The following is a 24,803-nucleotide window of genomic DNA, read 5'->3' as shown; positions in this document are numbered from 1 at the left end:
CTTCGTAACAACTGGCGCTGGTGGTTATGGGTCCCTGCTTTCGCAGGGACGACAACTACCCCCGCGCGGCGCGGTCCTTCTCGTTCTGCGCCTTGATCGAGTCGCGCGCCTTGCTCCAGTCGTCGTCGCTCCAGTCGCGCAACTGATAGAAATTGCCGCCCATCGCGAGCGCCTGCGCGCCGTCCATGGCAATGGTCTCGCCGTTGATCCAGTCGCAACCGCCGGAGATCAGGAATACCGCGAGGTTCTGCAATTCCTCCATGGTGCCGACGCGGCCCATCGGGTTCTGCGCCCGCGTGCGCGCGCCGGCCTCGTCGCCCGGCTTGATGCGCTTGCTCATGCCTTCGGTCGGGATTTCGCCGGGCGCAATGGTGTTGAGTCGGATGCCGTACTTGCCCCATTCGACCGCGAGCGACATCGTCATGGCGTGGATCGCCGACTTGCTCATCGCCGACGGCACCACATAGGGCGAGCCGTTGCGCACCCAGGTCACCGTGATCGACACCACGTTGCCGCGTTGTTTGGCGGCGATCCAGCGCCGACCGACCGCGTGCGTCACATAAAACGTGCCATGCATCACGATATTGGCGACCGCGTCAAAGCCGCGCGGCGAGAGCTCTTCCGAGCGCGAGATAAAATTGCCGGCGGCATTGTTGATGAGATCGGTGAGGGGGCCCGACGTCCAGATCTGTTCGATCATTTCGTCGACGGCCATGGCATTGCGAATGTCGACGCCGTGGCTGACCACGCGCCCGCCATGCAGATCCATCAATTCGGTTGCGGTCTCGTCGCAGACGATCTTGCGGCGGCCGCAGATGTGGACCTCGGCTCCCAGTTGGAGGAACCGCGCGGCCATGGATTTGCCGAGGCCGGTGCCGCCTCCGGTCACGAGAATGCGTCGCCCGGCGAGAAGCTGATCGTTGAACATCGTTTCCACCCAAGGGGATTGTCTGTTAATTGGTCGATTGACTAAAACCGGACAACACCGTTCTGTAAAGCAGCAACTGAGGAGATTTTTTCATGGAGCAGCGCGTCTCGATCTCGATTTCGGACGGCATTGCCGATGTCCGGTTGGTGCGTGCCGACAAGATGAATGCGCTCGATGCCGCGATGTTTGAGGCACTGGTGGCCACTACCGAGCGGCTGGCCAATGAAAAGGGCCTCCGGGTGGTAGTATTGTCCGGGGAGGGGCGGGCGTTTTGCGCCGGTCTCGATATGGGACGCTTTCAGGCCATGAAGGAAAGCGGCGGTAACGGGATCGCCGGCGGCGAGAAGCGCGACCTCACTGCACGCACCCATGGCATCGCGAACTTTCCGCAAGCTGCGGTCTGGGGCTGGCGCCAGCTTCCGGTGCCGGTGATCGCCGCGATCCAGGGCGTGGCGTTCGGCGGCGGCTTCCAACTCGCGCTCGGGGCCGACATGCGATTCCTCACGCCAGACGCGCGGATGTCGATCATGGAAATCAAATGGGGCCTGGTGCCCGACATGGCCGGCACGCCCATTCTCGCAAGCCTCGTCCGCGACGATATTTTGCGCGAACTCACCTATACCGGCCGCATCTTCTCCGCGCAGGAGGCCATGAGTTATGGTCTCGCGACGCGGATCTGCGACGATCCGCGCACGGCAGCTTTCGAGGTCGCACGCGAAATCGCCGGCAAAAGTCCCGACGCGATCCGTGCCGCCAAGCGTATGCTGAACAAGCTCTCCGTCGATCCGGCTCCGGCGCTGCTGGCCGAATCCGTCGAGCAGCAGAAGCTGCTCGGCAGCCCCAACCAGACCGAAGCCGTGCGCGCCAATATGGAAAAGCGCGCGCCGCGGTTTGCGGACGCGTAGCGCGGCACTCCGTCATCACCGGGACAAGCCCGGTGATCCACGTTCTTTCTGGCTGCAGGCAAGCACGTGGATGGCCGGGTCAAGCCCGGCCATGACGAACTGAGAGATACTCACAAGAAAAAGAACAAGACGATGACCGAAAACTCCCAACTCTTCCTCGGCATCATCAGCGGCGAGCGCCGGCGCGACCACGGCGAAGTCGCCGAACGGACCGAGCGCATCGCCAGCGGGCTGCAAAGGCTCGGCGTCAAACAAGGCGGCAGCGTCGCCATGCTGATGCGCAACGACATCACCTTCATCGAAGCGGCTTATGCCGCGATGCGGCTCGGCGCCTATGGCGTGCCGGTCAACTGGCACTTCAAGCCGGAAGAGATCAACTATGTGCTGAAGGATTCGGGCACATCCGTGCTGGTCGCGCATGCCGACATGCTGCATCAGCTACGCGAGGCGATCCCGCAAGGCGTCACGGCGCTCAGCGTGCCGACCCCGCCGGAGATTCTTGCCAACTACAAGATCAATCCGGATCGTCTGACGACGCCCGACTTCGCGATCGATTACGAATCCTGGCTGAACCAACACCAGCGCTATGAAGGCCCGGCGGTGCCGCAGCCGCAGAACATGATCTACACCTCCGGCACGACGGGCCATCCCAAGGGCGTGCGCCGCTTTGCGCCGACGCCGGAGCAAAGCGCCAACGCCGAGCGCATGCGCGCGCTGATCTACGGCCTCAAGCCGGGTGCCCGCGCATTGCTTCCAGGGCCGCTGTATCATTCCGCGCCGAACTCGTTCGGCCTGCGCGCCGGCTGTCTCGGCGGCGCCCTGGTGATCATGCCGCGCTTCGACGCGGAACAATTTTTACGCGTGGTCACGACCGAGAAGATCGACACCATCTTCATGGTGCCGACCATGTTCATCCGGCTGATGAAGCTGCCCGAGGAAGTGCGCAGGAAGTATGACATGTCGTCCTTGCGCCATGTCATCCATGCTGCCGCGCCCTGTCCGGCGGACGTCAAGCGCGCGATGATCGAATGGTGGGGGCCGATCATCCACGAATTCTACGGCTCGACCGAGTCAGGTGCGGTTACGTTTGCGACTTCCGAGGACGCGTTGAAGAAGCCCGGCACCGTCGGCAAGATCGCGCCGGGTGCGGAATTGCGCTTCATCGGCGACGACGGCAGGGAACTGCCGCAGGGCGAGATCGGCGAAATCTACTCGCGCATCGCAGGCAATCCTGATTTCACCTACCACAACAAGCCGGAAAAACGCGCCGAGATCGATCGCGACGGTTTCATCACCTCGGGCGATGTCGGCTATATCGACGCGGACGGCTATGTCTTCATCTGCGACCGCAAGCGCGACATGGTGATTTCAGGCGGCGTCAATATCTATCCGGCCGAGATCGAGGCTGCGCTGCATGCGATTCCCGGCGTGCACGATTGCGCGGTGTTCGGCATTCCCGACGCCGAATTCGGCGAGGCGCTGATGGCTGTGGTGGAGCCGCAGCCGGCGGTGACGCTAGATCCGACTTCCATCCGCAACCAGCTCAAGGTCGCGCTGGCCGACTACAAGGTGCCAAAGCACATCGAAATCCAGTCCAACCTGCCGCGGGAAGATTCCGGCAAGATCTTCAAGCGCCGCCTGCGCGATCCCTATTGGGAGCGGGCAGGGCGGAGGATTTAGCCGGCGCCGCCGTGCCAGCGCGAAGGGGGCTCCGCTGCGTCCGGGATACCCCGGTGTGCACCGCCTCCATCTTTATCTTGCACCGCGGCAAAAAAATTGCACACTCGGAAGAGCCGGGCAGTTTGAGGTGGCCAGCCAATGTCTTCCCAGACCATGCCTTCCGAGATCGAAGTCCGGTCCAACCGCAGCGACGAGGCGCTGGCGTTGGAGGAGGATGCGCGGCTGCGGACCGACATTCGCCTGCTCGGGCGGATTCTCGGTGATACCGTCCGCGACCAGGAAGGCGCTGACGTCTTCGATCTGGTCGAACGTATCCGGCAAACCTCGATCCGGTTCCACCGGGACGAGGACAAGCTGGCGCGGCGGGAACTCGAGACCATCCTCGACAGCATGTCGATCAGCGATACCGTGCGGATCGTCCGCGCCTTCAGCTATTTTTCTCATCTCGCCAACATCGCCGAGGACCAGAACAACATCCGCCAGATGCGTGGCCGCGGTCCCGGCGGGCCGCGACCGAGCGCGCTGACCCAGACGCTCGCTCACGCAAAGACCGCCGGGATCAGCGCGGCCGAGCTGCGCCGCTTCTTCGAGGGGGCCCAGGTCAGCCCGGTCCTGACGGCACATCCCACGGAAGTCCGTCGCAAGAGCACGTTCGACCGCGAGATGGAGATCGCCGCGCTGCTCGACCGGCGCGAGCGCGTCCAGCTTACGCCGGAGGAGGCCGAGGCCTGCGACGAGCAGTTGCGCCGCGCCGTACTGACGCTGTGGCAGACCAACCTGCTGCGCCGGACCAAGCTGACCGTGCTCGACGAAGTCGCCAACGGCCTGTCGTTCTACGACTACACCTTCCTGCATGAGGTGCCGCGGCTGCATTGTGCGCTGGAGGACCGGCTGAACCGGGAGGAGGACGGCGCGCCCGGCGAGCTAGCGTCGTTCCTGACCGTGGGAAGCTGGATCGGCGGCGATCGCGACGGCAACCCCTTTGTCACTGCCGACGTCATGCGCGGCACGCTGCGCCTGCAATCGAGCCGGGTGATGAACTTCTATCTGGAAGAGTTGCATGTCCTCGGCTCCGAATTGTCGCTGGCCGCGCACCTCGCCGACGTCTCCGACGAATTGCGCGCGCTGGCCGAGCGGTCGCCGGATACTTCGCCGCACCGGAGCGGTGAACCCTATCGGCTCGCGGTATCCGGCATCTATGCAAGGCTGACCGCGACCGCTGCAAAGCTCGAGGTTGAGACGACGCGTCGTCCGGTCGGCGAGGCCGCGCCTTATGCGAGCGTGAAGGAGTTCAAGGCCGATCTCGACGTTCTGAATCGTTCTTTGATTGCGAACAATTCGGGCGTGATCGCGCGCGGTCGGTTGCGCTTGCTGCGTCGTGCCGTGGATTGCTTCGGCTTTCATCTGGCCCGGCTCGACATCAGGCAGAATTCCGCGGTGCACGAGCGCACGGTCGCGGAACTGTTCGATGCCGCGATTCCCGGCATGTCCTATCTGGCACTGAATGAGGAGGCCCGCGTCCATCTGCTGCTGCGCGAGCTGCGCAGTGCAAGGCCGCTGAGCTCGGTGTTCGTCAAGTACAGCGAAGAAACACGCGGCGAACTCGCCATGTTCCGTGCCGCCGCCGAGGCCCATGCGCGCTTCGGCCCCGACGTGATCCACCAATGCATCATCTCCATGTGCAAGGGCATGTCGGATATGCTGGAGGTGGCGGTACTGTTGAAGGAGGTCGGCCTCGTCAATCCTTCCGGCCGCAGCGCCATCAACATCGTGCCGCTGTTCGAAACCATCGAGGATCTGCAGGCTTCATCCGGCATCATGGATCGGATGCTGGCGCAGCACGATTACCGCCGGCTGGTCGACAGCCGCGGCGGCATCCAGGAAGTGATGCTCGGCTATTCCGACAGCAACAAGGACGGCGGTTTCGTCACGTCGGGCTGGGAGCTGTATAAGGCCGAAATCGAACTGGTCGACGTGTTCGAGCGTCATGGCGTGCGCTTGCGGCTGTTCCACGGCCGTGGCGGATCAGTCGGCCGCGGCGGCGGGCCGAGCTATGACGCCATCATCGCGCAGCCCGGCGGCGCGGTGAACGGGCAGATCCGCATCACCGAGCAGGGTGAAATCATCTCCAGCAAATATTCCAATCCGGAAGTCGGTCGCAACAATCTGGAAATCTTGGCCGCGGCGACGCTGGAGGCGAGCCTGCTGCATCCCAGGCAGAGCGCGCCGCGGAAAGAGTATCTCACGGCAATGGAGCAATTGTCGGCGCTGGCATTCAAGGCCTATCGCGGGCTGGTCTATGAGACCGAAGGCTTTGCCGATTATTTCTGGGGCTCCACCGTCATCACCGAAATCTCGACGCTCAACATCGGCAGCCGCCCGGCGTCGCGCAAGAAAACCCGCGAAATCGAGGACCTTCGCGCCATCCCCTGGGTGTTCAGTTGGGCGCAGTGCCGGTTGATGCTGCCGGGCTGGTACGGCTTTGGCTCCGCGGTCGAGACCTGGATCGCGGAGCACCCGGAGCAGGGCATGGCCTTCCTGCAGGAGCTCTACCGCGAATGGCCATTCTTCCGCACGCTGCTGTCGAACATGGACATGGTGCTGGCCAAGAGCTCGATTGCGATCGCCTCGCGCTATGCCGAGTTGGTGCCGGACGTGGCCTTGCGCGAAAGCATCTTCGGGCGCATCCGGCGCGAGTGGCATGCCTCGATCGAGACCTTGCTCGACATCATGGGCCATGAGCGCCTCTTGCAGGGCAACCCGCTGCTGGAACGCTCAATCCGCAATCGCTTCCCCTACCTCGATCCGCTCAACCACGTGCAGGTCGAACTGTTGAAGGAGCATCGCTCGCATAGTCCGGACGAGCAGGTGCTGCGCGGGATTCAGCTTACGATCAACGGGATTTCTGCGGGGTTGAGGAATAGCGGGTGAGGTGAGCAAACTTCGGCCGTCGTCCCTGCGAACGCAGGGACCCATATGTGGACGGCCCCCTGCTTGCAAGAGGCGGAACGCGGTTCGATCGAAGCGATTGCGGCCATATGTCCGGTCTGTTGATGCGGTCGCACATGACCGCTGCCAAGATGGGGTCCACAATACGAGCTCCAAACATAGTGGCGGTGTCTTGCACCAATGGGTCCCACGGAGTGTTGCCTCGTGACTGTGATCGATCGATCAGGTCCATCTTCCGTTCTCGAGCAAGCTTCGGCCTGCGGCGTGAAGTTACCCTCACGCCGAAGCTTTGATCTGCGTCAGTTGAAGGTCATGTGGTCACCTTGTTGTGTGGGCGAGGCCCAGATTGGGTCGTTTCTCCGATGGCGGCCGCTGTTGAGCGCCGCGCGCAGGGTTGTCAAGGCTGGCCGAAGGCCACCGCCGCAGGCGGCGCGCAGCGGCCTTGACGAGGCGAGCACGGCGCTACACTCGGCCTCGGAGAGACGATGCCGGCGCGTGCCGCGTCGTAGCGTTCGCCGCTGACCATCAGTTTCCAGGCAATGCGCGCCACCTTGTTGGCGAGCGCCACGGCGGCGAGCTTCGGCGGCTTGCGCGCCACCAGATCGCGCAGCCAGGGCGAGGGATGAGCCTTGCCTTTGCGAACCTGCTTGATCACCGAGGTGGCGCCCACCACCAGGGTGCGGCGCAAGCTCTCATCGCCGGCGCGGGTAATGACGCCGAGCCGCATTTTACCTGCGGTAGAATGATCCTTCGGGGTCAAGCCCATCCAGGCCGCAAAGTCGCGGCCACAGCGGAAGACCTGCGGATTGGGAGCCTTGATCGTCAGCAGACAACCGCCGATCGGGCCGATGGCATCGACCTCGGCAAGGCGGCGGCTCATCTCGTTCTGCCGGTGCCAGGCCTTCAGCTTCGCTTCGATCTCGCGCAGCTCTCCCCTCAGCCGGTCGTACTCCTGACCGTGGATGGCGAACAGCTCTTTGGCAAGCGCGGGCACCGTTCCGTCTTCGGCAATGCGCGTCAGCAGCGGCTCGACATGGGCAGGCCCTTTGGCGGCCGCGAGGCCGAACTCGGCCGCGTGACCGCGGATGGTGTTGATGAGCTGCGTGCGATAGTCGATCAGCCGCTGGCGCATCGTCATCAACATTTGCGCCGCTTGCTCTTCCACACTCTTGACCCTCACGAAGCTCATGCGCGGCCGGCTCATTGCCTCGCAGATCGCGTCGGCATCTTGCTTGTCGTTCTTATTGCGCTGGACATACGGCTTCACGTGCTGCGCCGGCAGCAGCTTCGGCTCATGTCCCAGCGCCATCAGTTCGCGCGCCCAGTAGTGCGCCCCGCCGCAGGCTTCCAGGCCGACCTCGGTCGGCGGCAGCTTGCCGAAAAAGCTCAGGAAATCGCGCCGGCGCAGCCTTTTGCGCAGCACCGGCCGCTCGGCCGCATCAACGCCATGCAGCTGGAAAACACTCTTGGACGTGTCGACACCAATTCGGATAATATCGTTCATGGACGGCTCCCTTGTCTGAGATCTTTACCGACCTCATTCTGGCACATCGATGCCGTCGGGGGCCGTCCACCCCAACATACCGCGTGATCTATCAGTAGGGGGAGGATGGGAGACATCATCCTTCAGCTACAGAACCCTGTGGTTATGGGTCCCCGCGTGCGCGGGGACGACTCGTGGTGGGAGATCGCACCTAACAATCAGCGCCCTTTGCGTTCACGGTTTCAACGCGCCCTGCGCACTTGTGTAGACCGCATAGAGCGATGATGAGCCGCAGATGTAGAGCCTATTCCGCTGCTGACCGCCGAAGCACAAATTGGCGACGGTTTCGGGAATGTGGATTTTGCCGAGCAGATCGCCGTCAGCGGTATAGCAACGCACGCCGTCCTCGTTCGGATCGCCCCAACCCACGGAGCACCATAGGCGCCCGGCGGTATCGCAGCGCAGACCATCGGTGATGCTGGGCTTGGGCATGTCCGCAAAGACCTTGCTGTTCGAAAGCTTGCCGGCCGCGAGATCCACGTCGAACACGCGGATATGCGACGGATTGTCCGGCCCGTCGGTGAAGCCGGTATCGCAGATATAGAGCTTCTTCTCGTCGGGCGAGAAGCACAGGCCGTTCGGCTCCACGAAATCATCGACCACCACCTTGATGTCGCCGGATTTCGGATCCACCCGGTAGACGTTTTTCTTTTCCTGCTCGGGCTCCGCCTTGATGCCCTCGTAATAGCCGCCGATTCCGTAGGCTGGATCGCAGAACCAGATCGAACCGTCGGCCGCGACGACCGCGTCGTTCGGCGAGTTCAGTTTCTTGCCGTTGTACTTGTCGGCGATGATGGTGATCGAGCCGTCGAGCTCGGTTCGGGTGACCCGCCGGCCGGAATGTTCACAGGTGATCAGCCGTCCTTCGCGATCGATGGTGTTACCGTTCGAGTTCATCGAGGGCTGGCGATAGACGCTGAGATGACCGTCATCCTCCGAGAAGCGCATGATGCGGTTGTTGGGAATATCGGAGAACAGAACGTAACGCCCGGCTGCGAAGTAGACCGGACCTTCGGCCCAGCGGAATCCGGTCGCGACGCGCTCCACCGCCATCGTGCCGGCGAACGCCGGGAAACCGGTCGGTCCGAACGAAACCTTCGGCTTTTTCATCGACTCCAGGCGAGAGTCCGGATAGCGGGCGCCGGGAAGCGGGCCGAGCGGCAGGGGCGGCGTTGCCGTGGTTGGCGCGGCGGTCTGGCCGAGCGGCGCGACGGAGGCCGCGGAGGCCGTCTTCATCGTTACGGCCGAGGCGGCGAGTGCTGCCGCGCCGGTCAGTATCTTGCGACGGTCAAAACCGCCGCCTTGTTGTTGGGAATCGGAAAAGGTCAGCGAGGTTGTCATGATTTCCTCCCGTGTATTTTTTGTTTGGGAGGAAAAACATCAGCCTGCATTCCGGCATAAAGCGGGCGGGCTGTGGTGAAATAATTGGACATGGAGGAGTGGTCGTCCCTGCGTTCGCACTAGTGGATGCACACATGTTGCAGTGCGATTCAGGCTTCATATGCAATTTTAGAATCGAAGATGCGCGCTCATCGAAATTTTGGAATCGAGGCTGGCGTTTTCGCGCAAGATCGGAATCCAGCGCTTCGGTGGGGTGGAGAGCGCGCGCAGCAAAACTACGTCGCAACACTTGAGAAGTGCAAAAACCCTTGGCTTTTCATGAGTATTTGCGGCGCAACAAGTGTGCATGCCCTAGTGCGTTCGCAGGGACAACGGAATAGAGGCGAGAACTCCTCAACTTGTCGCCCCTGCGAAAGCAGGGGCCCATAACCACCGGCTTTCGTTGTGTGATAAGGTGTCTGCTACCGCGCTTCCTCGATAGATCACGCGGTATGGGTCCCTGCGTTCGCAGGGACGACTGTGTGGAGAGTCTTCCTCAGATCGGATCCCACGTAAAGATGTCGGCGGAGCGGTCGAGCTTGTAGAACGATCCCGCGAGCGCCGGCATGCCGTGCTCGGCAATAGTCTGCGGCGTCCAGCCTTCGCTCCGCTGCACCGAGCGCAGCGGACGATTCTGGCTGAACAGGAAAATCTCGTTCATGCGGACGCCGAAGATCTGTCCGGTGACGTCCTTGGCGGCATCAGAGAGCAAATACGCGCATAGCGGCGCGATCTTCTCCGGACCCATCTGCTGGATCTTCGCTACGCGCGCCTTCTCGGCCTCGGTCTCGGTCGGGATGGTGCCGATCATGCGAGTCCAGGCGAACGGCGAGACGCAATTCGAGCGGACGTTGAAGCGGCCCATGTCGAGTGCGATCGACTTCGACAGGCCGACGATGCCGAGCTTTGCGGCGGCGTAGTTGGCCTGGCCGAAATTGCCGATCAGGCCCGAGGTCGAGGTGAAGTGCACGAAGGAGCCGCTCTCCTGTTCGCGGTACAGCCGCGCTGCGGCGTGGCTGACATAGAACGAGCCCATCAGGTGCACCTTGATGACGGCCTCGAAGGCTTCGACGCTCATTTTGTGGAAGATCATGTCGCGCAAGATGCCGGCATTGTTGACGACGCCGTCGAGCCGGCCGAAATGATCGGTCGCCGTCTTGACGATCTTGCTCGCCGGGATCGCTTCCGCCACCGACTCGAAATTGGCGACCGCGGTGCCGCCGCGCTTCTTGATCTCCTCGACCACTTCCTCGGCGGGAGCTGCGTTCGATCCGGCGCCATCGGCAGCGACGCCGGGATCGTTGACGACGACTTTTGCGCCTTCCGCGGCGCAGAGCAGCGCGATCTCGCGGCCGATGCCGCGGCCGGCGCCGGTGACGATGATGACTTTGTCTTGCAGTGATTTTGTCATTGTGTTGCTCCGGTTGTCCCCGTCATCCGGGATGGTGCGAACCACCAGACCCGGAATCTCGAGATTCCGGGTTCGCGCTTCGCGCGCCCCGGAATGACAGGGTGTTACTTCTCGTTCGTAAAGATGATCGTGCCACTTGCCGCGAACATGCCGCCGACGCCGTGGCAGACCGAGATCTTCGCGTCCTTGACCTGTGCCGGCGCGATGCCGCGCATTTGCCGCACGCTCTCCTGCAGCGCGTACATGCCGTACATGCCGGAATGCATGTAGCTCAATCCACCGCCATTGGTGTTGAGCGGCAGCTTGCCGCCGGGGCGGGTGTTGCCGTCGGCGATGAACTTGCCGGTGTCTTCGTGCGGCATGAAGCCGAGATCGCCGAGGCCGTAGAGCGGCAGATGCGCGAAGGCATCGTAGATCATCAAATGATCGACGTCCTTGTGGGTGATGCCGGCCTCCTTGAAGGCGGTGGGGCCTGCGACTTTGAAGGCGCGCGAGGAGTTGAACGTCTCCATCTGGCTGACCATCGGCGTTTCCACGCTCTCGCCGGTGCCGAGGATATAGACCGGCTTTCTCGGAAAGTCCTTGGCGCGGTCGGCCGAGGTCAGGATCAGCGCGCCGCCGCCGTCGGTAACGAGGCAGCATTGCAGCAGACGGAACGGGTAGGCGATCATCCGCGAGTTCAGCACGTCCGCAACCGTGATCGGGTCCTTCATCGTCGCGCGCGGGTTTTTCGCGGCCCACTCGCGCTGCACGACGGCGACCATGGCGATCTGCTCATGGGTGATGCCGTAAGTCTTCATGTAGCGCAGCACCGGAATCGGGAACATGCTGGGCGGGCCGTAGACGCCGAACGGCGCCTCGAACTGGCCCTGCAGGCTGTCGGCGGGGATCGAGCGCGGCAATTTGCCGATCATCGATTTTCCGCTCTCGGCGTGGGTGATCAGCACGGTCTTGCACAGGCCGGCCTCGATCGCTGCCGCCGCATGGCGGACGTGTAGCATGAACGAGCAGCCGCCGACGGACGTGCCGTCCACCCAGGTCGGCGTGATGCCGAGGTAATGGGCGATCTGCTGCGGAGTTTCCACGGCGGTCGCGATACCATCGATGTCGGACAGCTTTAACCCGGCATCGGCGATAGCATTGAGCGCCGCATCCGCGTGGAGCTGGATCTGCGACATGTTCGGGATGACGCCGAGTTCGGTGGTCTCGGCAGCACCGACGACGGCAACTTGATTCCTGCGCATGGTGCTTAAGCCTTCGCCGGACGGAACATGGGAAGGGTGATCTTGTCGTCGAGCTTCTCGAACGCGACCTCGAGCTTCATGTCGAGCTCCAGCGCCTCCGGCGTCTGCGGGCAATCGATGATGTTGCTCATCATGCGCGGGCCTTCGTCGAGTTCGACGACCGCGATCGCATGAGGCGGGGTAAAGCCGGGCGCGGCCGGACGGTGGTTGATGACATAGCTGTAGAGCTTGCCCTTGCCGCTGGCCTTGAACACACTCACCTTGCGCGAGGCGCAGGAGGGACAGAACGGCCGCGGCGGGAAATAGACATTGGCGCAGGCGTCGCAGCGCTGCAGGCGTAACTCGCCAGCCTGCGTGCCGCCCCAGAAATGCTGGGTCTCCGGGGTTGGTTTTGGTTTGGCGCGGGCGGGCTCGGCCATGTCGGCAGTTTCTCCTCGGGGAAGTCGGGCGTTTGCCCGCTTGTTGCGATCTTGATGCGACATTTGGCTGTTGCCCGTCAACGGCTCAGCGACGACGGCGATTGCATGGCCGCATTCCTGCGCGTGAGGGCGCTTGTATGCCAGCGTATCATCGGAGATAGTCCGCCCCACGGCAAATTGCCGACTGCATTTTTCGTCATAAGGCTCGCTTCAGACACAAGTGACGCCAAGGGAAGCGAACAAGAAAGCCATGCCGAACCATCCGACGCTCGCCAGCCTCGCCGCCGACCTCGACTCCGGACGCACCACCGCGCGCAAACTGGTCGAGGAATGTCTCGCCAAAATTGCACATCCCGCCGGCGAGGGCGCGCGCGCCTTTATCCACGTCGACAAGGACGCCGCGATCGCAGCAGCCGACGCGATGGATCATCTGCGCAAAGCGCGCGCCGCGCCATCGCCCTATGCCGGCATTCCCGTCTCGATCAAGGATCTCTACGACATCAAGGGGCAGGTGACCCGCGCCGGCTCTCGCGCGCTGGAAGATTCTGCGCCGGCAGACGCCGATGCGCCGGTGGTGGCGCGGCTGCGCCGGGCCGGCTTCATCGTGATCGGCCGCACCAACATGACCGAGTTCGCCTATTCCGGCATCGGCATCAATCCGCATTACGGCACGCCGAAGAGCGTCTGGAACCGCAGCGTCGGCCACGTGCCCGGTGGCTCGTCCTCGGGCGCGGCGGTCTCGATCGCCGACCGCATGGCGTATGGCGCGCTCGGCACCGATACCGGCGGCTCCTGCAGGATTCCGGCGGCCTATAACGGCATCGTCGGTTACAAGCCGACGCAGGCGCGCGTGCCGCTCGACGGCGGCGTACCGCTGTCCCCCTCGCTCGACAGCTTCGGGCCGCTGGCGCGCACGGTCGGATGCTGCGCTGTGCTGGATGCCGTGCTCGCGGATGAAGCCGTGCAGCCGCTGCAGTCGCGCACCGTCAAGGGCATGCGGCTCGCGGTGCCGACCACGATCGCGCTCGACGACCTCGACGAGGAGGTCGCCAAAACCTTCGAGCGCGCGCTGGCGACGCTGTCGCGCCACGGCGCGTTGATCGAGCGCATCGAGGTGCCGGAATTTCACGACGTCGGCGTCATGAACAGCAAGGGCGGTTTTGCCGCCGCCGAAAGCTACGCGTGGCACCGCTACCTGCTCACCGGCAAAGGCGACGTCTACGACCCTCGCGTCCGCGTCCGTATCCTGCGCGGCGAAGGCATCAGCGCGGCGGACTATATCGACATCCTCAAGGCGCGCCGCTCGTTCATTGCGCGAACCGAACAGCGCATCGCGCCGTACGACGCGCTGGTGCTGCCGACCACCGCGAATACGCCGCCCAGGATCGCCGACCTCGCCGACGACCAGGCCTTCGCCACGCAGAATCTGCGCGCCTTGCGCAATTGCACCCTGATCAACATGCTCGACGGCTGCGCGATCTCGCTGCCCGCGCATCGCGAAGGCGAGGTGCCGGTCGGGCTGATGCTCGCAGCCGCCGGCGGATCGGATCGCCGCGTCTTCCAACTCGCCGCCGGAATGGAGGATGTCATCCGTGTTTGATCTGACCTTCAACGTCGACGACAAGGGTATGCTGACGCCGCTGACGCTCGCGATCGACCAGGCCGTCATCGCCGGCTGGACCGGGCGCGATCCGGTCGCACGCGACAAACATATCGCCGAACTGGAAGCGATCGGTATCGCGCCCCCCGCGACGACGCCGATCTACTATCGCTGCTCGGCGCGGCGGATTACCCAGGACGATCGTATCGAGGTAACGGGCGGCGATTCCAGCGGTGAGGTCGAGTTCGTGCTGATCGGCTGGCAGGGTCGCATCTTTGTCGGCTGCGGCTCCGACCATACCGACCGCAAGGTGGAGAGCTACAGTGTCACCGTCTCAAAGCAGATGTGCGACAAGCCGGTCGCCTCGGTGCTGTGGGAACTGGAGGAGGTCATCGGTCACTGGGACCGGCTGATCCTGCGCTCCTGGGCCATCATCGGCGGCGCGCGGGTGCTCTACCAGGAGGGTACGCTGGATGCCATGCTGCCGGTGAACGACCTGATCGAGCGCGGCTTTGGCGGCAAAGGCCTGCCCGACGGCTGCGCCATGTTTGGCGGCACGTTTGCGGCCAAGGGCGGCATCCGCCCGGCTGATCGCTTCGAGTTTGAACTGGAGGATCCCGTGCTGAAGCGGAAGATCAGCCACGGCTATGACGTGATCGCGCTGCCGGTGTTGGGGTGACGCCGGGCTCTAACCGCAGTCATTGCGAGCGAAGCGAAGCAATCCATCTATCCCCGAGCTGAGGCGTGGATTGCTTCGCGGAGCCTGTCATCCGGCGGCGCTTTGCGCCGACCGGGTGGCTCGCAATGACGGGGATGGAACTCGTCAGAAATCGGGTGGTTCTGTTGTGGCCTGTTTGCGAGACTGCCAGCATGAAAGCGACCGCAAGAAACATCCACCATCCTGCCCCCGACATCGCTGCCCGCGTCGATGCCATCGACTGGACGCAGGCAACTGCCGATCTCGACGCGCAGGGCTGCGCTGTGCTGAAGGGATTATTGTCGCCGGACGAATGCGCAGCGCTGGCTGCGCTTTATCCCGACGACAAGAACTTCCGCAGCCGGATCGTTATGGGCCGCCACGGCTTTGGTCGCGGCGAGTACAAATATTTTGACTATCCATTGCCTGATCTGATCACGGAACTGCGGCCCGCGCTCTATACACGGCTTTGCGGCATCGCCAATCACTGGAATGAAACGATGGGGATCGACATCCGCTATCCCGACAAGCATGCAGCATTCCTGAAACGCTGCCACGACGCCGGTCAGACGCGGCCGACGCCGCTGCTGCTGCAATATGGCGAAGGCGACTACAATTGCCTGCATCAGGACCTCTATGGCGAGCACGTGTTCCCGCTGCAGGTCGCGATCCTGCTGTCGGAACCGGAGCGCGATTTCGAAGGCGGCGAGTTCGTACTGACCGAGCAGCGGCCGCGGATGCAGTCGCGGCCCGAGGTGGTGCCGCTGAGACAGGGCGATGCCGTTGCGTTTGCTGTGCATCATCGGCCGGTGCAGGGGACGCGTGGGCCCTATCGCGTTAACCTACGCCACGGCGTCAGCCGGATCCGCTCCGGCCATCGCCATACCGTCGGCGTGATCTTTCACGATGCCAAATGAGTGCGGACTGAGTTGACTGCGGATTTGTTCGAGGCCGTGCCGGATGTGCGCCCATCGCGCGAAGCGATGGCGGAGGGAGCGGTATTGCTGCGCGGATATGCGAAGCCCTTCGAAAACGAAGTGGTCGCGGCGTTGCGCGAGATCATCGCGCGAGCGCCATTCCGCCGTATGTTTACGCCCGGCGGTCATCAGATGTCGGTCGCGATGACCAATTGCGGCAGTGCCGGTTGGGTGACCGACCGCAGCGGCTATCGCTATGACGGCATTGATCCGGATTCCGGGCAGCCTTGGCCGGAGATGCCGCCGAGCTTCCACGTAATTGCCGAGCAGGCGGCCGCCGAGGCTGGCTTTGCCGGCTTCGCGCCCGATGCCTGCCTGATCAACCGCTACGCGCCCGGCGCACGGATGTCGCTCCATCAGGACAAGGACGAGCAGGATTTCGCCGCGCCGATCGTGTCGGTGTCGCTCGGTCTGTCCGCGATCTTCCTGTTCGGCGGTCCGAAGCGCGCCGACAAACCGAAGCGCTACCGGCTCGAGCATGGCGACATCGTGGTCTGGGGCGGACCGTCGCGGCTGTTCTTCCACGGCGTAGCCGCGCTCGCCGACGGCGAGCATCCCCTGATGGGCCGCCAGCGCATCAATCTCACTTTCCGCAAGGCGCGCTGATCCTCCCACAAGGGGAGAAGGGGAGAGACGTTCCATCGGCCGTTTTCATCGTCTATGCTCTTTCCGCCGGGGGGCCGACATGAGCACGACAGAAGCAACGTCCGAAACCACCGCCAATCGCACCGGCGTCTATCTTGCCGTGCTGCAGCTTGTGTTCACGCTGGGGTGGACCACTTACGTCATCTATTTGCCAAAACTCTGCGCCGATGTCGGCATCGCGCCATCAGCCGTGATCCTGATCCTGATGCTGGATCAGGCAATCTTCACCATCACCGACACCGCGATGGGGATTGCCGCCGACAAGATCGCACCCTTCGTCGGCAAGCTCGGCGTGTTCATCGCTGTCCTGACCGCAATCTCCTGCACGGCGTTTGTCGCGCTGCCGTTCGTGGCGGGTACGGGGCCGGGCGCGCAGATCTGGTTCATCGCCCTGATCCTGATCTGGGTCGTGACGTCATCGGCCCTGCGCGCGCCACCGCTGACGCTACTCGGCAAATACGCGGCGCGGCCGGCGATCCCGTTTTTGTCGGCGCTGACGATGCTCGGCTACGGCCTGGCGGGCGCTGTCTCGCCCTATCTCGGCGTGGTGCTGCGCAATCACGACCCGCGGCTGGCCTTCGTGATCTCGGGCGTGGTACTGCTGCTCACGACGCTCGCGCTTTCGAGGGTCGAGCGTGATCTGGCGCAGACACCTCGCGCCGCAAAGCAACCGGTTGCGGCTGCAAAACCGCTTGGCCCGATACCGACGTTCTTCATCGCTTCGATGCTGATCCTCTCGCTCGGCTATCAACTGCATTTTTCCATCAACAGCACGCCGTTCTTCCTGCGCTTTGCTAAGCCGGACGAATTGCCATGGCTGATGCCGGTGTTCTGGATCGGTTTCAACATCGCGATGTTTCCGGCGAGCGTCGTGGTCAAGCATCGCGGCGGGCTGATCGTGATGGGGGCGGCCGGCCTGCTCGGCGCGCTCGCCGTGCTGGGCGCGGAGATGGCCGGCAATCTCAACATGCTGATCGCGGCACAGTTCGTCGCCGGCGCGGCGTGGGGCTGCATGCTGATGTCCGCGGTTTCGGCGGCGCTGGCGATCGGGGAGACCGGCGCCGAGGGCAAGGTGGTGGGGCTGGTCTTCTCCGCGCTGGCGCTCGCGACCTTTGCGCGGATGGCGGCGGTGGCCGGCGGCCTGCAAAAGTTGCCGGAATATGCGCCGCTGTTGCACTGGGCACCGGTGGCGTGCTGGTCGGTTGCGGGAGCGGGGTTGCTGGTGATCGCAGCCTCGCGGATGCAACACGGTGGGGCGGCGAAGCAGGCCTAAGCGTTCTTCGCCGGGTGAATGAACGTCCACGGCGAGACTTCCGAATCCGTTGGCACCTCCACCGAGATCACGCACGGCCCGCCATCGGCCAGCGCCTTTTCCAGCGCGGGCCGGAACTGATCCGGCGAAGTTACCCGCGCGGCTCCCGCGCCGAAGGACTCGGCCAGCTTCACGAAATCCGGATTGACCAAGTCGGACGCCACGACGCGTCCGTCAAAATGCTGGCGCTGATCGCGCCGCACATTGCCATAGGCGTTGTTGTTGAACACCAGCGTCACCACGCCGATCTTGAATTGCACGGCGGTTGACAGTTCCTGCACGCCGAACATGAAGCCGCCATCGCCCGTGATCGCGACCACCGGGCGGTCCGGGTTGGCGACCTTGGCGCCCAGCGCGGTGGGGAAGCCGGAGCCGAGCGTACCTTGATACCCCGAGGTGATGAAGGTGCGCGGCTCGTAGACCGGAAAGCCGTACCAGGAGGCGAAGCCAACCTGCGAGAGCTCATCGGTAACGATCGCTTTGGCCGGCAGCACCTCGCGCAGCACGTTCAGATACGCCATCTGTGGCTGCACCTTCTGGATCTCCAGATGTGCCGCCGCGGTAGCTTCGCGGATTTCGGCGCGCCGGCCGCTGGTCCTGCTATAGCCAGCCTTCTTCACAGCAGCCACGAGATCGGCCGTGCCAGCTTTCGCATCCGCGACCACGGCGGCATCGGACGTGAGTCGGCGCGTCTCGGCCGGATCGATATCGATGCGAACGGACTTCAGTCCCTTCGGCTGGTACGGCCAGCGGAATCCCGAGGCTGGCAACTCCATGCGCGTGCCGATCCCGATCATCAGATCGGTGTTCGGCCAGAGCTTGTAGGCCGCCGCCATGGTCAGCCCGAGCTCGTGCGCGTTGGAGACGATGCCGCGGCCGCTGCGGAACGCCACGACAGGCGCATCGATCATTTCGGCCAGTTCGAGAATCTCCTCGTGCGCATGGATCGCGCCGCTGCCGACGAAGATCATCGGCCGCTTCGCATCCTTGATCAGCGCAGCCGCCGCCTTGATCCGGTCGGGATCGGGTTGCGGCGCCGGAAACGGATCGAACACGGTTGAGGCGCCGACCTGCGCACGCTGCGTAAAGATGTCCCACGGCATTTCCAGCGACACCGGACCGCGGCGGCCCGACATCATCTTCTGAAACGCGCGCGACACCGCGGCGGGTGCGGCATCTGGGTATTCGATCCGCTCGGCCCATTTCACGAAGGTGCGCAGCGTTGCGAGTTGGTCCGGCATCTCGTGCAGATGGCCGCGGCCCTTGCCGAGAAACGCCGTCGGCACCTGTCCGGTCAGGCACAGCACCGGCTCGTTGCAGCCGAACGCAGTGAGTAGCGCGGCACTGGCATTGAGTACGCCCGGGCCGGGCACCACGCTGAACACGCCCGGCTTGCCCGATGAACGTGCGTAGCCGAACGCCATGTAGCCGCAGGCCTGCTCATGCCGCGCGCCGATCACCTTCAATTGCGCCTGATGGAAGGCATCGAACAGGCCATAGATCTGCGCGCCGGGCAGGCCGAACACGGTGTCGACGCCATGCGCGACGAGGCCGTTGACGATTGCTTCGCCGCCGGAAGTTGATTTCATGGTTCTGTCCACTCGCTCACGGGATTTATCAGGCTTCGTCGATGACGCCGTTTTTGAGCACACCGACGCCCTCTGCTTCAACCTCGATGACGTCGCCAGGCTTCAGATAGCGCGGCGGGTCGAACCGCGCGCCGGCGCCGGTCGGCGTACCCGTCACGATGACGTCGCCCGGCACCAGCGTGGTGAAGGTCGAGAGATAGCTGATCAGGTAGCGGAAGCCGAAGATCAACCGGCCGGTGCGGTCGTCCTGTCGGGTCTCGCCATTGACCTTCGTGGTGAGGCGGATGTCCGCAATCTGGCCTTCATCGGTGTAGGGCACGATCCAGGGGCCGAGGCTGCCGGTGGAATCGAAATTCTTGCCCTGGGTGACGTTGAACTTGGCGTGCCGCACCCAATCGCGGATGGTGCCTTCGTTGCAGAGCGTGACGGCTGCGATGTGGTCGAGCGCGTCGCTCTCCTTGATGTGCCGGCCGGCCTTGCCGATCACAAGCACCAGCTCGCCCTCGTAATCGAGTTGCGTCGAGGCGCGCGGGCGGACCAGCGGCGCGTTGTGGCCGACAAAGGAGCGCGGGGTGCGCATGAACATGCTCGGATATTTCGGCGCGTCCTGGCCGTCCTTGTATTCGGCGTTGCGGTCGGGATAGTTCACGCCGATGCAGATGATCTTTTCCGGCGAGGGGATCGGCGGCTGCCAACTAACCGCATCGAGCGCGTAATCCGGCGCGCGCCGCGCCGCGTCCTCGGCGAGTTTCATCAGCGCGCCGGCGGCGATGACTTCGCGCAGCGTTGGGTATTCTTTTCCGAAGCGCGTCGAGAGATCGACGATGCCGGCATCGGTCACGGCGCCGTATTTCTGCGTGCCGTTGACGGTGAAAGTGGCGAGGCGAGGAAGAGCCATCTTCTGTTCCGTCAATCCGCGATCAAGACGTCGGCGACAAAGAGCGGCTCGCGGACCTCTTGCCCCGTGAAGGGTGAACCCTCCTCGAACCAGGAGCGCGGCGCCGGTGCGCCCCACAGCGTTTGCCGGCGCGGGTCCTTTAGCGACCAGCGCAGCGGCTCGTGGTCGTGGTCTCCCGTGAAGTAGTCGCTGGTGTAGAGTTCGAGCCGGTGGCCGTCCGGGTCCCGGACATAGAGGAAGAATGCATTCGAGATGCCGTGCCGGCCCGGGCCGCGCTCGATGTTCTTCAGATATCCGCTTGAAGCCATCACGTCGCAGAGATGCAGGACGTTCATCGCCGTCGGCACCCAATAGGCAAAATGGTGCAGGCGAGGACCGCGGCCGTTGGTGATGGCGAAGTCATGGACATTGCCCTTGCGGTGCATCCAGGCCGCCGCGATCCGCCCGTTCGGGCCGTCTTCCTCGCCATATTCGGTCAGCCGGAAGCCGAGCCGCGCATAGAAGTCGATGGTGCCCTGAACCTCGGGCGCGAGGACGTTGAAATGATCGAGCCGCTGCGGATGGCAGCCTTTATAGAGATCGTAGCGGCGCAGCAGATGCGGGCGCTTGTCCATCGACGCGTAGAGCTCGAGTTGGAAGCCGGCGGGATCGCTGAACTGCAGGGTGCGGCCCTGGAACGGCTGATCGGCGAAGGCGTAAGGGATGCCGTTCTCGGAAAAAAAGGTCGCGGCCTTGTCGAGGTCGCCATCATTGCCGACCTTGAAGCCGAGTCGATTGCAGGCCGCGGCCGGGGCCTTCCGCAGTACCAGCGAGTGATGCTGATGCTCCTCGCTGCCGCGCAAATAGACCGCCTTGTCGTCGGCGTCCTCGACATGCAGGCCAACGGTGGTCTCGTAGAATGCGCGGCTCTTGCCGAGGTCGGTGACGTCGAGCACGGCATGGCTGCAGCGGATGATGTTGAACGGCGGGGTGAATGTGTGTGTCGGAACGGGCATAGGCGTTTCCCTGCTTGAGGCGTCATTCCGGGATGGTGCGTAAGCACCAGACCCGGAATCTCGAGGTTCCGGGTCTGGTCCTTCGGACTATCCCGGAACGACGGTGGCTGTTACACTCCCAGTCTCTGAATCTTATGCGTCCCGCGGGCGAGCGAGACGTGCTTGGTTTCCATGTAGAACTCGAACGAGTAGTCGCCGCCGTCGCGGCCGATGCCTGAAGCTTTCATGCCGCCGAACGGCGTCGGCAGATGGCGGACGTTTTCGGAATTGAGCCAGATCATGCCGGCCTCCAGCGCGTCCGCCACGCGCAGCGCGCGCCCCATATCGCCGGTCCAGACATAGCCGGTCAGGCCGTACTGCACGCCGTTGGCGATCTCGATGGCGTCGTTCTCATCCTTGAACGGGATCACGGTCAGGAACGGGCCGAATACTTCCTCCTGCGCCACCCGCATCTTTGCGTGCGCGCCGGTGACGAGGGTCGGCTGCACGTAATGCCCGCCGCCGGGGCCGTCGTGCGGCCTGCCACCCACCGCGATGGTGGCGCCGTCCTTTCTGGCGATGTCAAAATAGCTGCAGACTTTTGCAAGATGCCGCTCATGGATCAGGGGGCCGATCTCGGTGGCGGGGTCGAGCGGATGCCCAACCTTCAGCGCCTTGACCCGGGCGGTCAGCTTTTCGATGAATTCATCGGCGATACCTTGCTGGACCAGCAGCCGGCTCGACGAGGTGCAGCGCTCGCCGTTGAGCGAGTAGATCATGAAGACCACCGCATCGAGTGCCCGGTCGAGATCGGCGTCGTCGAACACGATTACGGGGTTCTTGCCCCCGAGTTCAAAATGCACGCGCTTCAGGGTGGGGGCGCCCTGCGCCATGATCGCGGAACCGGTCGAACTCTCGCCGACGAAACCGATCGCCTTGATGGCGGGATGTTCGGTCAGCGCCTTGCCCGCTTCCTCACCCATGCCATGGACCGTGTTGAGCACGCCGTCCGGCAGGCCGGCCTGTTTCGCAAGCTTCGCCAGCAGGTCCGCCGTAACCGGTGACCATTCGGCCGGCTTGTGCACGACGGTGCAGCCGGCGGCCAGCGCCGGCGCGATCTTCCAGGTCGACAGCATGAACGGCGTGTTCCACGGCGTGATCACGCCGACCGGGCCGATCGGCACTCGGGTCGAGATGTTCCAGTGCTCCTCGGAGGGCATGTTGAGGCCGTCCCGGGCTTCGCCGCACTTGTCGGCAAAGAAGCGGAAGTTCTCCGCCGCCCGGATCGCGGCTTTGGCCATGAAGCGGTGGGCCTGGCCGGTGTCGATGCATTCCAGCACCGCGATATCGTCGGCGTGGTCCTCGATCGCGTCGGCCACGCGATGCAGCAACTTTTTCCGCGCGGCGGCAGGCATGTCGCGCCAGGATTTGAAAGCCGTTGCGGCGGCGGTTGCGGCGCGGTCGATGTCTTCGGCATTGCCGCGCGCGACCGATGCCAGCACTGCGCCATCAACCGGGGACTTCGTCTCAAATGTCTGGCCGGAGACCGACGGCACGGTCTTGCCGTCGATCATGTGCCCGATGCCTTCGCTCTTCAGCTTGGCGAGCAGGGGAGCCACACGGTCGCGATTGGCCCGAAACCCGTCCTTAGGTGTCACCTTATCCATTGATAGCCTCCACCTTCAGAGCTTCGTGGATGTTGTTGCGCTTCCAGCTTGTTTCCTTGTCGTTGATCTGCATGTCGAACGACAGCGCGAACTTTTCGCTCGCAAACACCGGATCAAGGTAGGCCGACAACGCCTTGAAAATATGTTCGCCGGCCTTTTTGCGGGTGGCGAGGTCGCGCCCCTCGCCAAGCCGCAACACCATGTCGAGAAAGCCGTAAGCCTGGCGACCATCGGCGATCGCATAGTGCTCGCATTTGATGGCGCGGACGCGGATACCCCCGAGCGGGAAGATGCCGGTTTCCACCGCCACCTTCCGGACCAGTTCCACCACCGCGCCCATGTCGACGCGCCCATCGAGATTGGCTGAATATTCAATCGTGAAGTGCGGCATGTTCCGATGGCTCCCATCGTCCTAAAGCATCAGGCGAAGTAGCAACTCACCGAACCGTAGGGTCCATAATCCGCCTGGATCGTGTCGCCCTTGCGGGTCTCGATCGGACGAATGAACGAGCCCGCCAACACCACTTGTCCGGCCTCCAGCGCCAGCCCGTTCGGTGCGATCTTGTTGGCAAGCCAGGCTACCGACGTGGCGGGATGATTGAGAACGCCGGCCGCAAGCCCGGTCTCCTCGAGCTGGCCGTTGCGGAAACAGAGCGCGCCGATCCAGCGCAGGTCGGCGTCCATTGGCCGGATCGGGCGGCCGCCGAGCACGATGCCGGCATTCGCGGCATTGTCGGCAATGGTGTCGAATATCTTCCGGGTCGCCTTGGTCTGTGGGTCGATCCGCTCGACCCGTGTGTCGAGGATTTCCAGCGCGGGCACCACGAAATCGGTGGCGTTAAGGACGTCGAACATCGTGCTATCAGGTCCAGCCAGCCGCGACTTCATCACGAAGGCCAGTTCGGCCTCGATGCGGGTGGCGATGAAACGATCTGAAGGCACAAGCCCGCCGTCGGCAAAGAACATGTCATCGAGCAGGATGCCGGAGTCAGGCTCGTCAATATTGAGCGCGCTCTGCATTGCCTTCGAGGTCAGGCCGATCTTGTGGCCCTTCACGGTGCGCCCCTGCGCAACCTTCATGTCGACCCAAGCTTTTTGAATAGCGTAGGCATCCTCGATCGTTATGCCGGGATGTTCAAGCGAAAGCTGCCGGATCTGTTTGCGGGTCTTTTCGGCGACATCGAGCCGCTCGGCGGCGCTTCGGATATCGTCTCTGGAAAGGGTCATGGGCGTCCGGCTCGGTCAGTAAAAAGCGGGTGCTGAAATCTGTTTAACATGTTAAGTTATTCGGTGCAAACTGATTTGATGCTTGTTGCGCCGCAAAACTCTATCCTTGGCTCGATCGAGGATTCCCAATGGCGGGCCACTGAAGATGTCAGGCAAGAAATCGCCGAACGGATCGCGTTCGGACCCAGAGGGAACGACGGAGGTCCGTCGCGGGCCGATGCGCGAATTCTCGCGCTCGCTGCCGATGTCGCTCTTGCGCGCGCGCGAAGCCGTGATGCGCCAGTTCCGTCCGTCGTTGCGCAATCATGGGCTGACCGAGCAGCAATGGCGGATCCTGCGCGCGCTGACGGCGGTGGATACCATCGAGGTGACCGAGCTGGCACGCGTCGCCTTCCTGCTGGGGCCGAGCCTATCGCGAATCCTGCGCGATCTCGAAGCGCGCGATTTGATCGAACGCCGCACGGCCAAGGCAGATCTTCGCCGCGGCGAGGTGTCGATCTCCTCCAAGGGGCTGAAGCTGATCGAGGCCGTCGCGCCCACCTCGGAAGCGATCTACGCCGAGATCACGCACCGTTTTGGAGCGCGCAAGCTCGCCGAATTGCAGGACATGCTGGGCGAACTCGAGCGCAGCCTTGCCGCGATGGAGGTAGCGGGTGAGGGCGAGGCCGAAGCAGACGAGTAAGCGCAAATTTGCATGATGCTACTGGCCCGATGCATAGCGGCCGGGCAAATGATTGCAATCATTTGTCAAATGCGAC

21 protein-coding genes are annotated in these 24,803 nt (G+C 63.5%); 9 read left to right on the top strand and 12 right to left on the bottom strand.

What is annotated here, in order from left to right:
• Nucleotides 1-55 precede the first annotated feature (55 nt).
• Nucleotides 56-928 (bottom strand): SDR family oxidoreductase, encoded by an 873-nt coding sequence (locus V1278_RS28870; RefSeq protein WP_334367787.1) that lies wholly within the window; start codon nt 926-928, stop codon nt 56-58.
• Between the two features lie 92 nt (nt 929-1,020).
• Between V1278_RS28870 and V1278_RS28865 the strand changes: the two genes are divergently transcribed.
• The 3 genes from V1278_RS28865 to ppc all read left to right on the top strand — a co-directional run bounded on the left by V1278_RS28865 (nt 1,021) and on the right by ppc (nt 6,444).
• Nucleotides 1,021-1,833 (top strand): crotonase/enoyl-CoA hydratase family protein, encoded by an 813-nt coding sequence (locus V1278_RS28865; RefSeq protein ID WP_334383036.1) that lies wholly within the window; start codon nt 1,021-1,023, stop codon nt 1,831-1,833.
• 132 nt (nt 1,834-1,965) lie between these two features.
• A complete protein-coding gene (locus tag V1278_RS28860) occupies nt 1,966-3,513 on the top strand; it encodes an acyl-CoA synthetase (RefSeq protein WP_334383035.1) in 1,548 nt (515 codons plus the stop codon).
• Between the two features lie 138 nt (nt 3,514-3,651).
• A complete protein-coding gene (gene ppc / locus V1278_RS28855; RefSeq protein ID WP_334367790.1) occupies nt 3,652-6,444 on the top strand; it encodes a phosphoenolpyruvate carboxylase in 2,793 nt (930 codons plus the stop codon).
• Between the two features lie 415 nt (nt 6,445-6,859).
• Here ppc and V1278_RS28850 read toward each other — a convergent pair whose 3' ends face one another.
• From V1278_RS28850 to V1278_RS28830, 5 genes are all read right to left on the bottom strand, one after another.
• On the bottom strand, nt 6,860-7,966 hold the full coding sequence (locus V1278_RS28850) for an IS110 family transposase (protein WP_334383034.1): 1,107 nt from the start codon (nt 7,964-7,966) through the stop codon (nt 6,860-6,862).
• Nucleotides 7,967-8,179: 213 nt separating this feature from the next.
• Nucleotides 8,180-9,115, bottom strand: coding sequence for an SMP-30/gluconolactonase/LRE family protein (locus tag V1278_RS28845; protein WP_442893814.1), 936 nt, complete (start codon nt 9,113-9,115; stop codon nt 8,180-8,182).
• Between the two features lie 766 nt (nt 9,116-9,881).
• Nucleotides 9,882-10,796 (bottom strand): SDR family oxidoreductase, encoded by a 915-nt coding sequence (locus tag V1278_RS28840; protein WP_213255746.1) that lies wholly within the window; start codon nt 10,794-10,796, stop codon nt 9,882-9,884.
• Between the two features lie 104 nt (nt 10,797-10,900).
• On the bottom strand, nt 10,901-12,040 hold the full coding sequence (locus tag V1278_RS28835) for a thiolase C-terminal domain-containing protein (RefSeq protein WP_334383032.1): 1,140 nt from the start codon (nt 12,038-12,040) through the stop codon (nt 10,901-10,903).
• 5 nt (nt 12,041-12,045) lie between these two features.
• On the bottom strand, nt 12,046-12,459 hold the full coding sequence (locus V1278_RS28830; RefSeq protein WP_334383031.1) for a Zn-ribbon domain-containing OB-fold protein: 414 nt from the start codon (nt 12,457-12,459) through the stop codon (nt 12,046-12,048).
• A 250-nt stretch (nt 12,460-12,709) separates the two neighbouring features.
• Between V1278_RS28830 and V1278_RS28825 the strand changes: the two genes are divergently transcribed.
• The 5 genes from V1278_RS28825 to V1278_RS28805 all read left to right on the top strand — a co-directional run bounded on the left by V1278_RS28825 (nt 12,710) and on the right by V1278_RS28805 (nt 17,651).
• Nucleotides 12,710-14,059 (top strand): amidase, encoded by a 1,350-nt coding sequence (locus V1278_RS28825; protein ID WP_334383030.1) that lies wholly within the window; start codon nt 12,710-12,712, stop codon nt 14,057-14,059.
• Nucleotides 14,052-14,738 (top strand): DUF2848 domain-containing protein, encoded by a 687-nt coding sequence (locus V1278_RS28820; protein ID WP_334384285.1) that lies wholly within the window; start codon nt 14,052-14,054, stop codon nt 14,736-14,738. Before V1278_RS28825 ends, V1278_RS28820 begins: the two co-directional genes overlap by 8 nt.
• Nucleotides 14,739-14,929: 191 nt before the next feature.
• Entirely contained in the window at nt 14,930-15,673 is a 744-nt protein-coding gene (locus V1278_RS28815; protein WP_334383029.1) for a 2OG-Fe(II) oxygenase, read from the top strand.
• Nucleotides 15,674-15,685: 12 nt separating this feature from the next.
• Nucleotides 15,686-16,339 carry a DNA oxidative demethylase AlkB gene (gene alkB / locus V1278_RS28810; RefSeq protein WP_334369221.1) on the top strand — a complete coding sequence of 218 codons (654 nt, stop codon included), beginning with the start codon at nt 15,686-15,688 and terminating at the stop codon, nt 16,337-16,339.
• A 79-nt stretch (nt 16,340-16,418) separates the two neighbouring features.
• Nucleotides 16,419-17,651: an MFS transporter gene (locus tag V1278_RS28805; RefSeq protein ID WP_334383028.1), complete on the top strand. Its 1,233-nt coding sequence runs from the start codon at nt 16,419-16,421 to the stop codon at nt 17,649-17,651.
• Here V1278_RS28805 and V1278_RS28800 read toward each other — a convergent pair.
• The 6 genes from V1278_RS28800 to hpaH form a co-directional block, all read right to left on the bottom strand.
• Entirely contained in the window at nt 17,648-19,279 is a 1,632-nt protein-coding gene (locus V1278_RS28800; protein ID WP_334383026.1) for a thiamine pyrophosphate-dependent enzyme, read from the bottom strand. The genes V1278_RS28805 and V1278_RS28800 overlap by 4 nt on opposite strands.
• Nucleotides 19,280-19,307: 28 nt before the next feature.
• A complete protein-coding gene (locus tag V1278_RS28795; protein ID WP_334383025.1) occupies nt 19,308-20,177 on the bottom strand; it encodes a fumarylacetoacetate hydrolase family protein in 870 nt (289 codons plus the stop codon).
• 11 nt (nt 20,178-20,188) lie between these two features.
• Complete coding sequence (gene hpaD, locus V1278_RS28790) at nt 20,189-21,172, bottom strand: 3,4-dihydroxyphenylacetate 2,3-dioxygenase (protein ID WP_334383024.1); 984 nt, start codon at nt 21,170-21,172, stop codon at nt 20,189-20,191.
• Between the two features lie 110 nt (nt 21,173-21,282).
• The gene (hpaE, locus tag V1278_RS28785) at nt 21,283-22,818 is read right to left on the bottom strand and encodes a 5-carboxymethyl-2-hydroxymuconate semialdehyde dehydrogenase (protein ID WP_334383023.1); all 1,536 of its coding nucleotides are present in this window, start codon (nt 22,816-22,818) and stop codon (nt 21,283-21,285) included.
• Nucleotides 22,811-23,209: a 5-carboxymethyl-2-hydroxymuconate Delta-isomerase gene (locus tag V1278_RS28780; protein ID WP_334383021.1), complete on the bottom strand. Its 399-nt coding sequence runs from the start codon at nt 23,207-23,209 to the stop codon at nt 22,811-22,813. The genes hpaE and V1278_RS28780 overlap by 8 nt, the downstream gene beginning before the upstream one ends.
• Before the next feature lie 29 nt (nt 23,210-23,238).
• Entirely contained in the window at nt 23,239-24,045 is an 807-nt protein-coding gene (gene hpaH / locus V1278_RS28775; RefSeq protein ID WP_334383020.1) for a 2-oxo-hept-4-ene-1,7-dioate hydratase, read from the bottom strand.
• Between the two features lie 145 nt (nt 24,046-24,190).
• On the opposite strand from hpaH, the gene hpaR reads away from it, so the two are divergent.
• A complete protein-coding gene (gene hpaR, locus V1278_RS28770; protein WP_334383019.1) occupies nt 24,191-24,727 on the top strand; it encodes a homoprotocatechuate degradation operon regulator HpaR in 537 nt (178 codons plus the stop codon).
• The last annotated feature ends 76 nt before the right edge of the window (nt 24,728-24,803 follow it).

It is taken from the genome of Bradyrhizobium sp. AZCC 1577, assembly GCF_036924575.1.
In the GTDB taxonomy this organism is placed as follows: domain Bacteria; phylum Pseudomonadota; class Alphaproteobacteria; order Rhizobiales; family Xanthobacteraceae; genus Bradyrhizobium.
The sequence above is the reverse complement of the archived record's forward strand: the minus strand, read 5'-3'. Positions and strand labels throughout refer to the sequence as shown.

Bases quoted from the DNA above. Each gene is read 5' to 3' on its own strand.
- V1278_RS28795 (WP_334383025.1), bottom strand. From the start codon at position 20,177: ATGGCTCTTCCTCGCCTCGCCACTTTCACCGTCAACGGCACGCAGAAA.
- ppc (WP_334367790.1), top strand. From the start codon at position 3,652: ATGTCTTCCCAGACCATGCCTTCCGAGATCGAAGTCCGGTCCAACCGC.
- V1278_RS28835 (WP_334383032.1), bottom strand. From the start codon at position 12,040: ATGCGCAGGAATCAAGTTGCCGTCGTCGGTGCTGCCGAGACCACCGAA.
- V1278_RS28780 (WP_334383021.1), bottom strand. From the start codon at position 23,209: ATGCCGCACTTCACGATTGAATATTCAGCCAATCTCGATGGGCGCGTC.
- V1278_RS28850 (WP_334383034.1), bottom strand. From the start codon at position 7,966: ATGAACGATATTATCCGAATTGGTGTCGACACGTCCAAGAGTGTTTTC.
- V1278_RS28825 (WP_334383030.1), top strand. From the start codon at position 12,710: ATGCCGAACCATCCGACGCTCGCCAGCCTCGCCGCCGACCTCGACTCC.
- V1278_RS28800 (WP_334383026.1), bottom strand. From the start codon at position 19,279: ATGAAATCAACTTCCGGCGGCGAAGCAATCGTCAACGGCCTCGTCGCG.
- hpaR (WP_334383019.1), top strand. From the start codon at position 24,191: ATGTCAGGCAAGAAATCGCCGAACGGATCGCGTTCGGACCCAGAGGGA.
- V1278_RS28845 (WP_442893814.1), bottom strand. From the start codon at position 9,115: ATGAAAAAGCCGAAGGTTTCGTTCGGACCGACCGGTTTCCCGGCGTTC.
- V1278_RS28870 (WP_334367787.1), bottom strand. From the start codon at position 928: ATGTTCAACGATCAGCTTCTCGCCGGGCGACGCATTCTCGTGACCGGA.
- hpaE (WP_334383023.1), bottom strand. From the start codon at position 22,818: ATGGATAAGGTGACACCTAAGGACGGGTTTCGGGCCAATCGCGACCGT.
- V1278_RS28815 (WP_334383029.1), top strand. From the start codon at position 14,930: ATGAAAGCGACCGCAAGAAACATCCACCATCCTGCCCCCGACATCGCT.
- V1278_RS28830 (WP_334383031.1), bottom strand. From the start codon at position 12,459: ATGGCCGAGCCCGCCCGCGCCAAACCAAAACCAACCCCGGAGACCCAG.
- V1278_RS28865 (WP_334383036.1), top strand. From the start codon at position 1,021: ATGGAGCAGCGCGTCTCGATCTCGATTTCGGACGGCATTGCCGATGTC.
- hpaD (WP_334383024.1), bottom strand. From the start codon at position 21,172: ATGCCCGTTCCGACACACACATTCACCCCGCCGTTCAACATCATCCGC.
- V1278_RS28805 (WP_334383028.1), top strand. From the start codon at position 16,419: ATGAGCACGACAGAAGCAACGTCCGAAACCACCGCCAATCGCACCGGC.
- V1278_RS28860 (WP_334383035.1), top strand. From the start codon at position 1,966: ATGACCGAAAACTCCCAACTCTTCCTCGGCATCATCAGCGGCGAGCGC.
- hpaH (WP_334383020.1), bottom strand. From the start codon at position 24,045: ATGACCCTTTCCAGAGACGATATCCGAAGCGCCGCCGAGCGGCTCGAT.
- V1278_RS28840 (WP_213255746.1), bottom strand. From the start codon at position 10,796: ATGACAAAATCACTGCAAGACAAAGTCATCATCGTCACCGGCGCCGGC.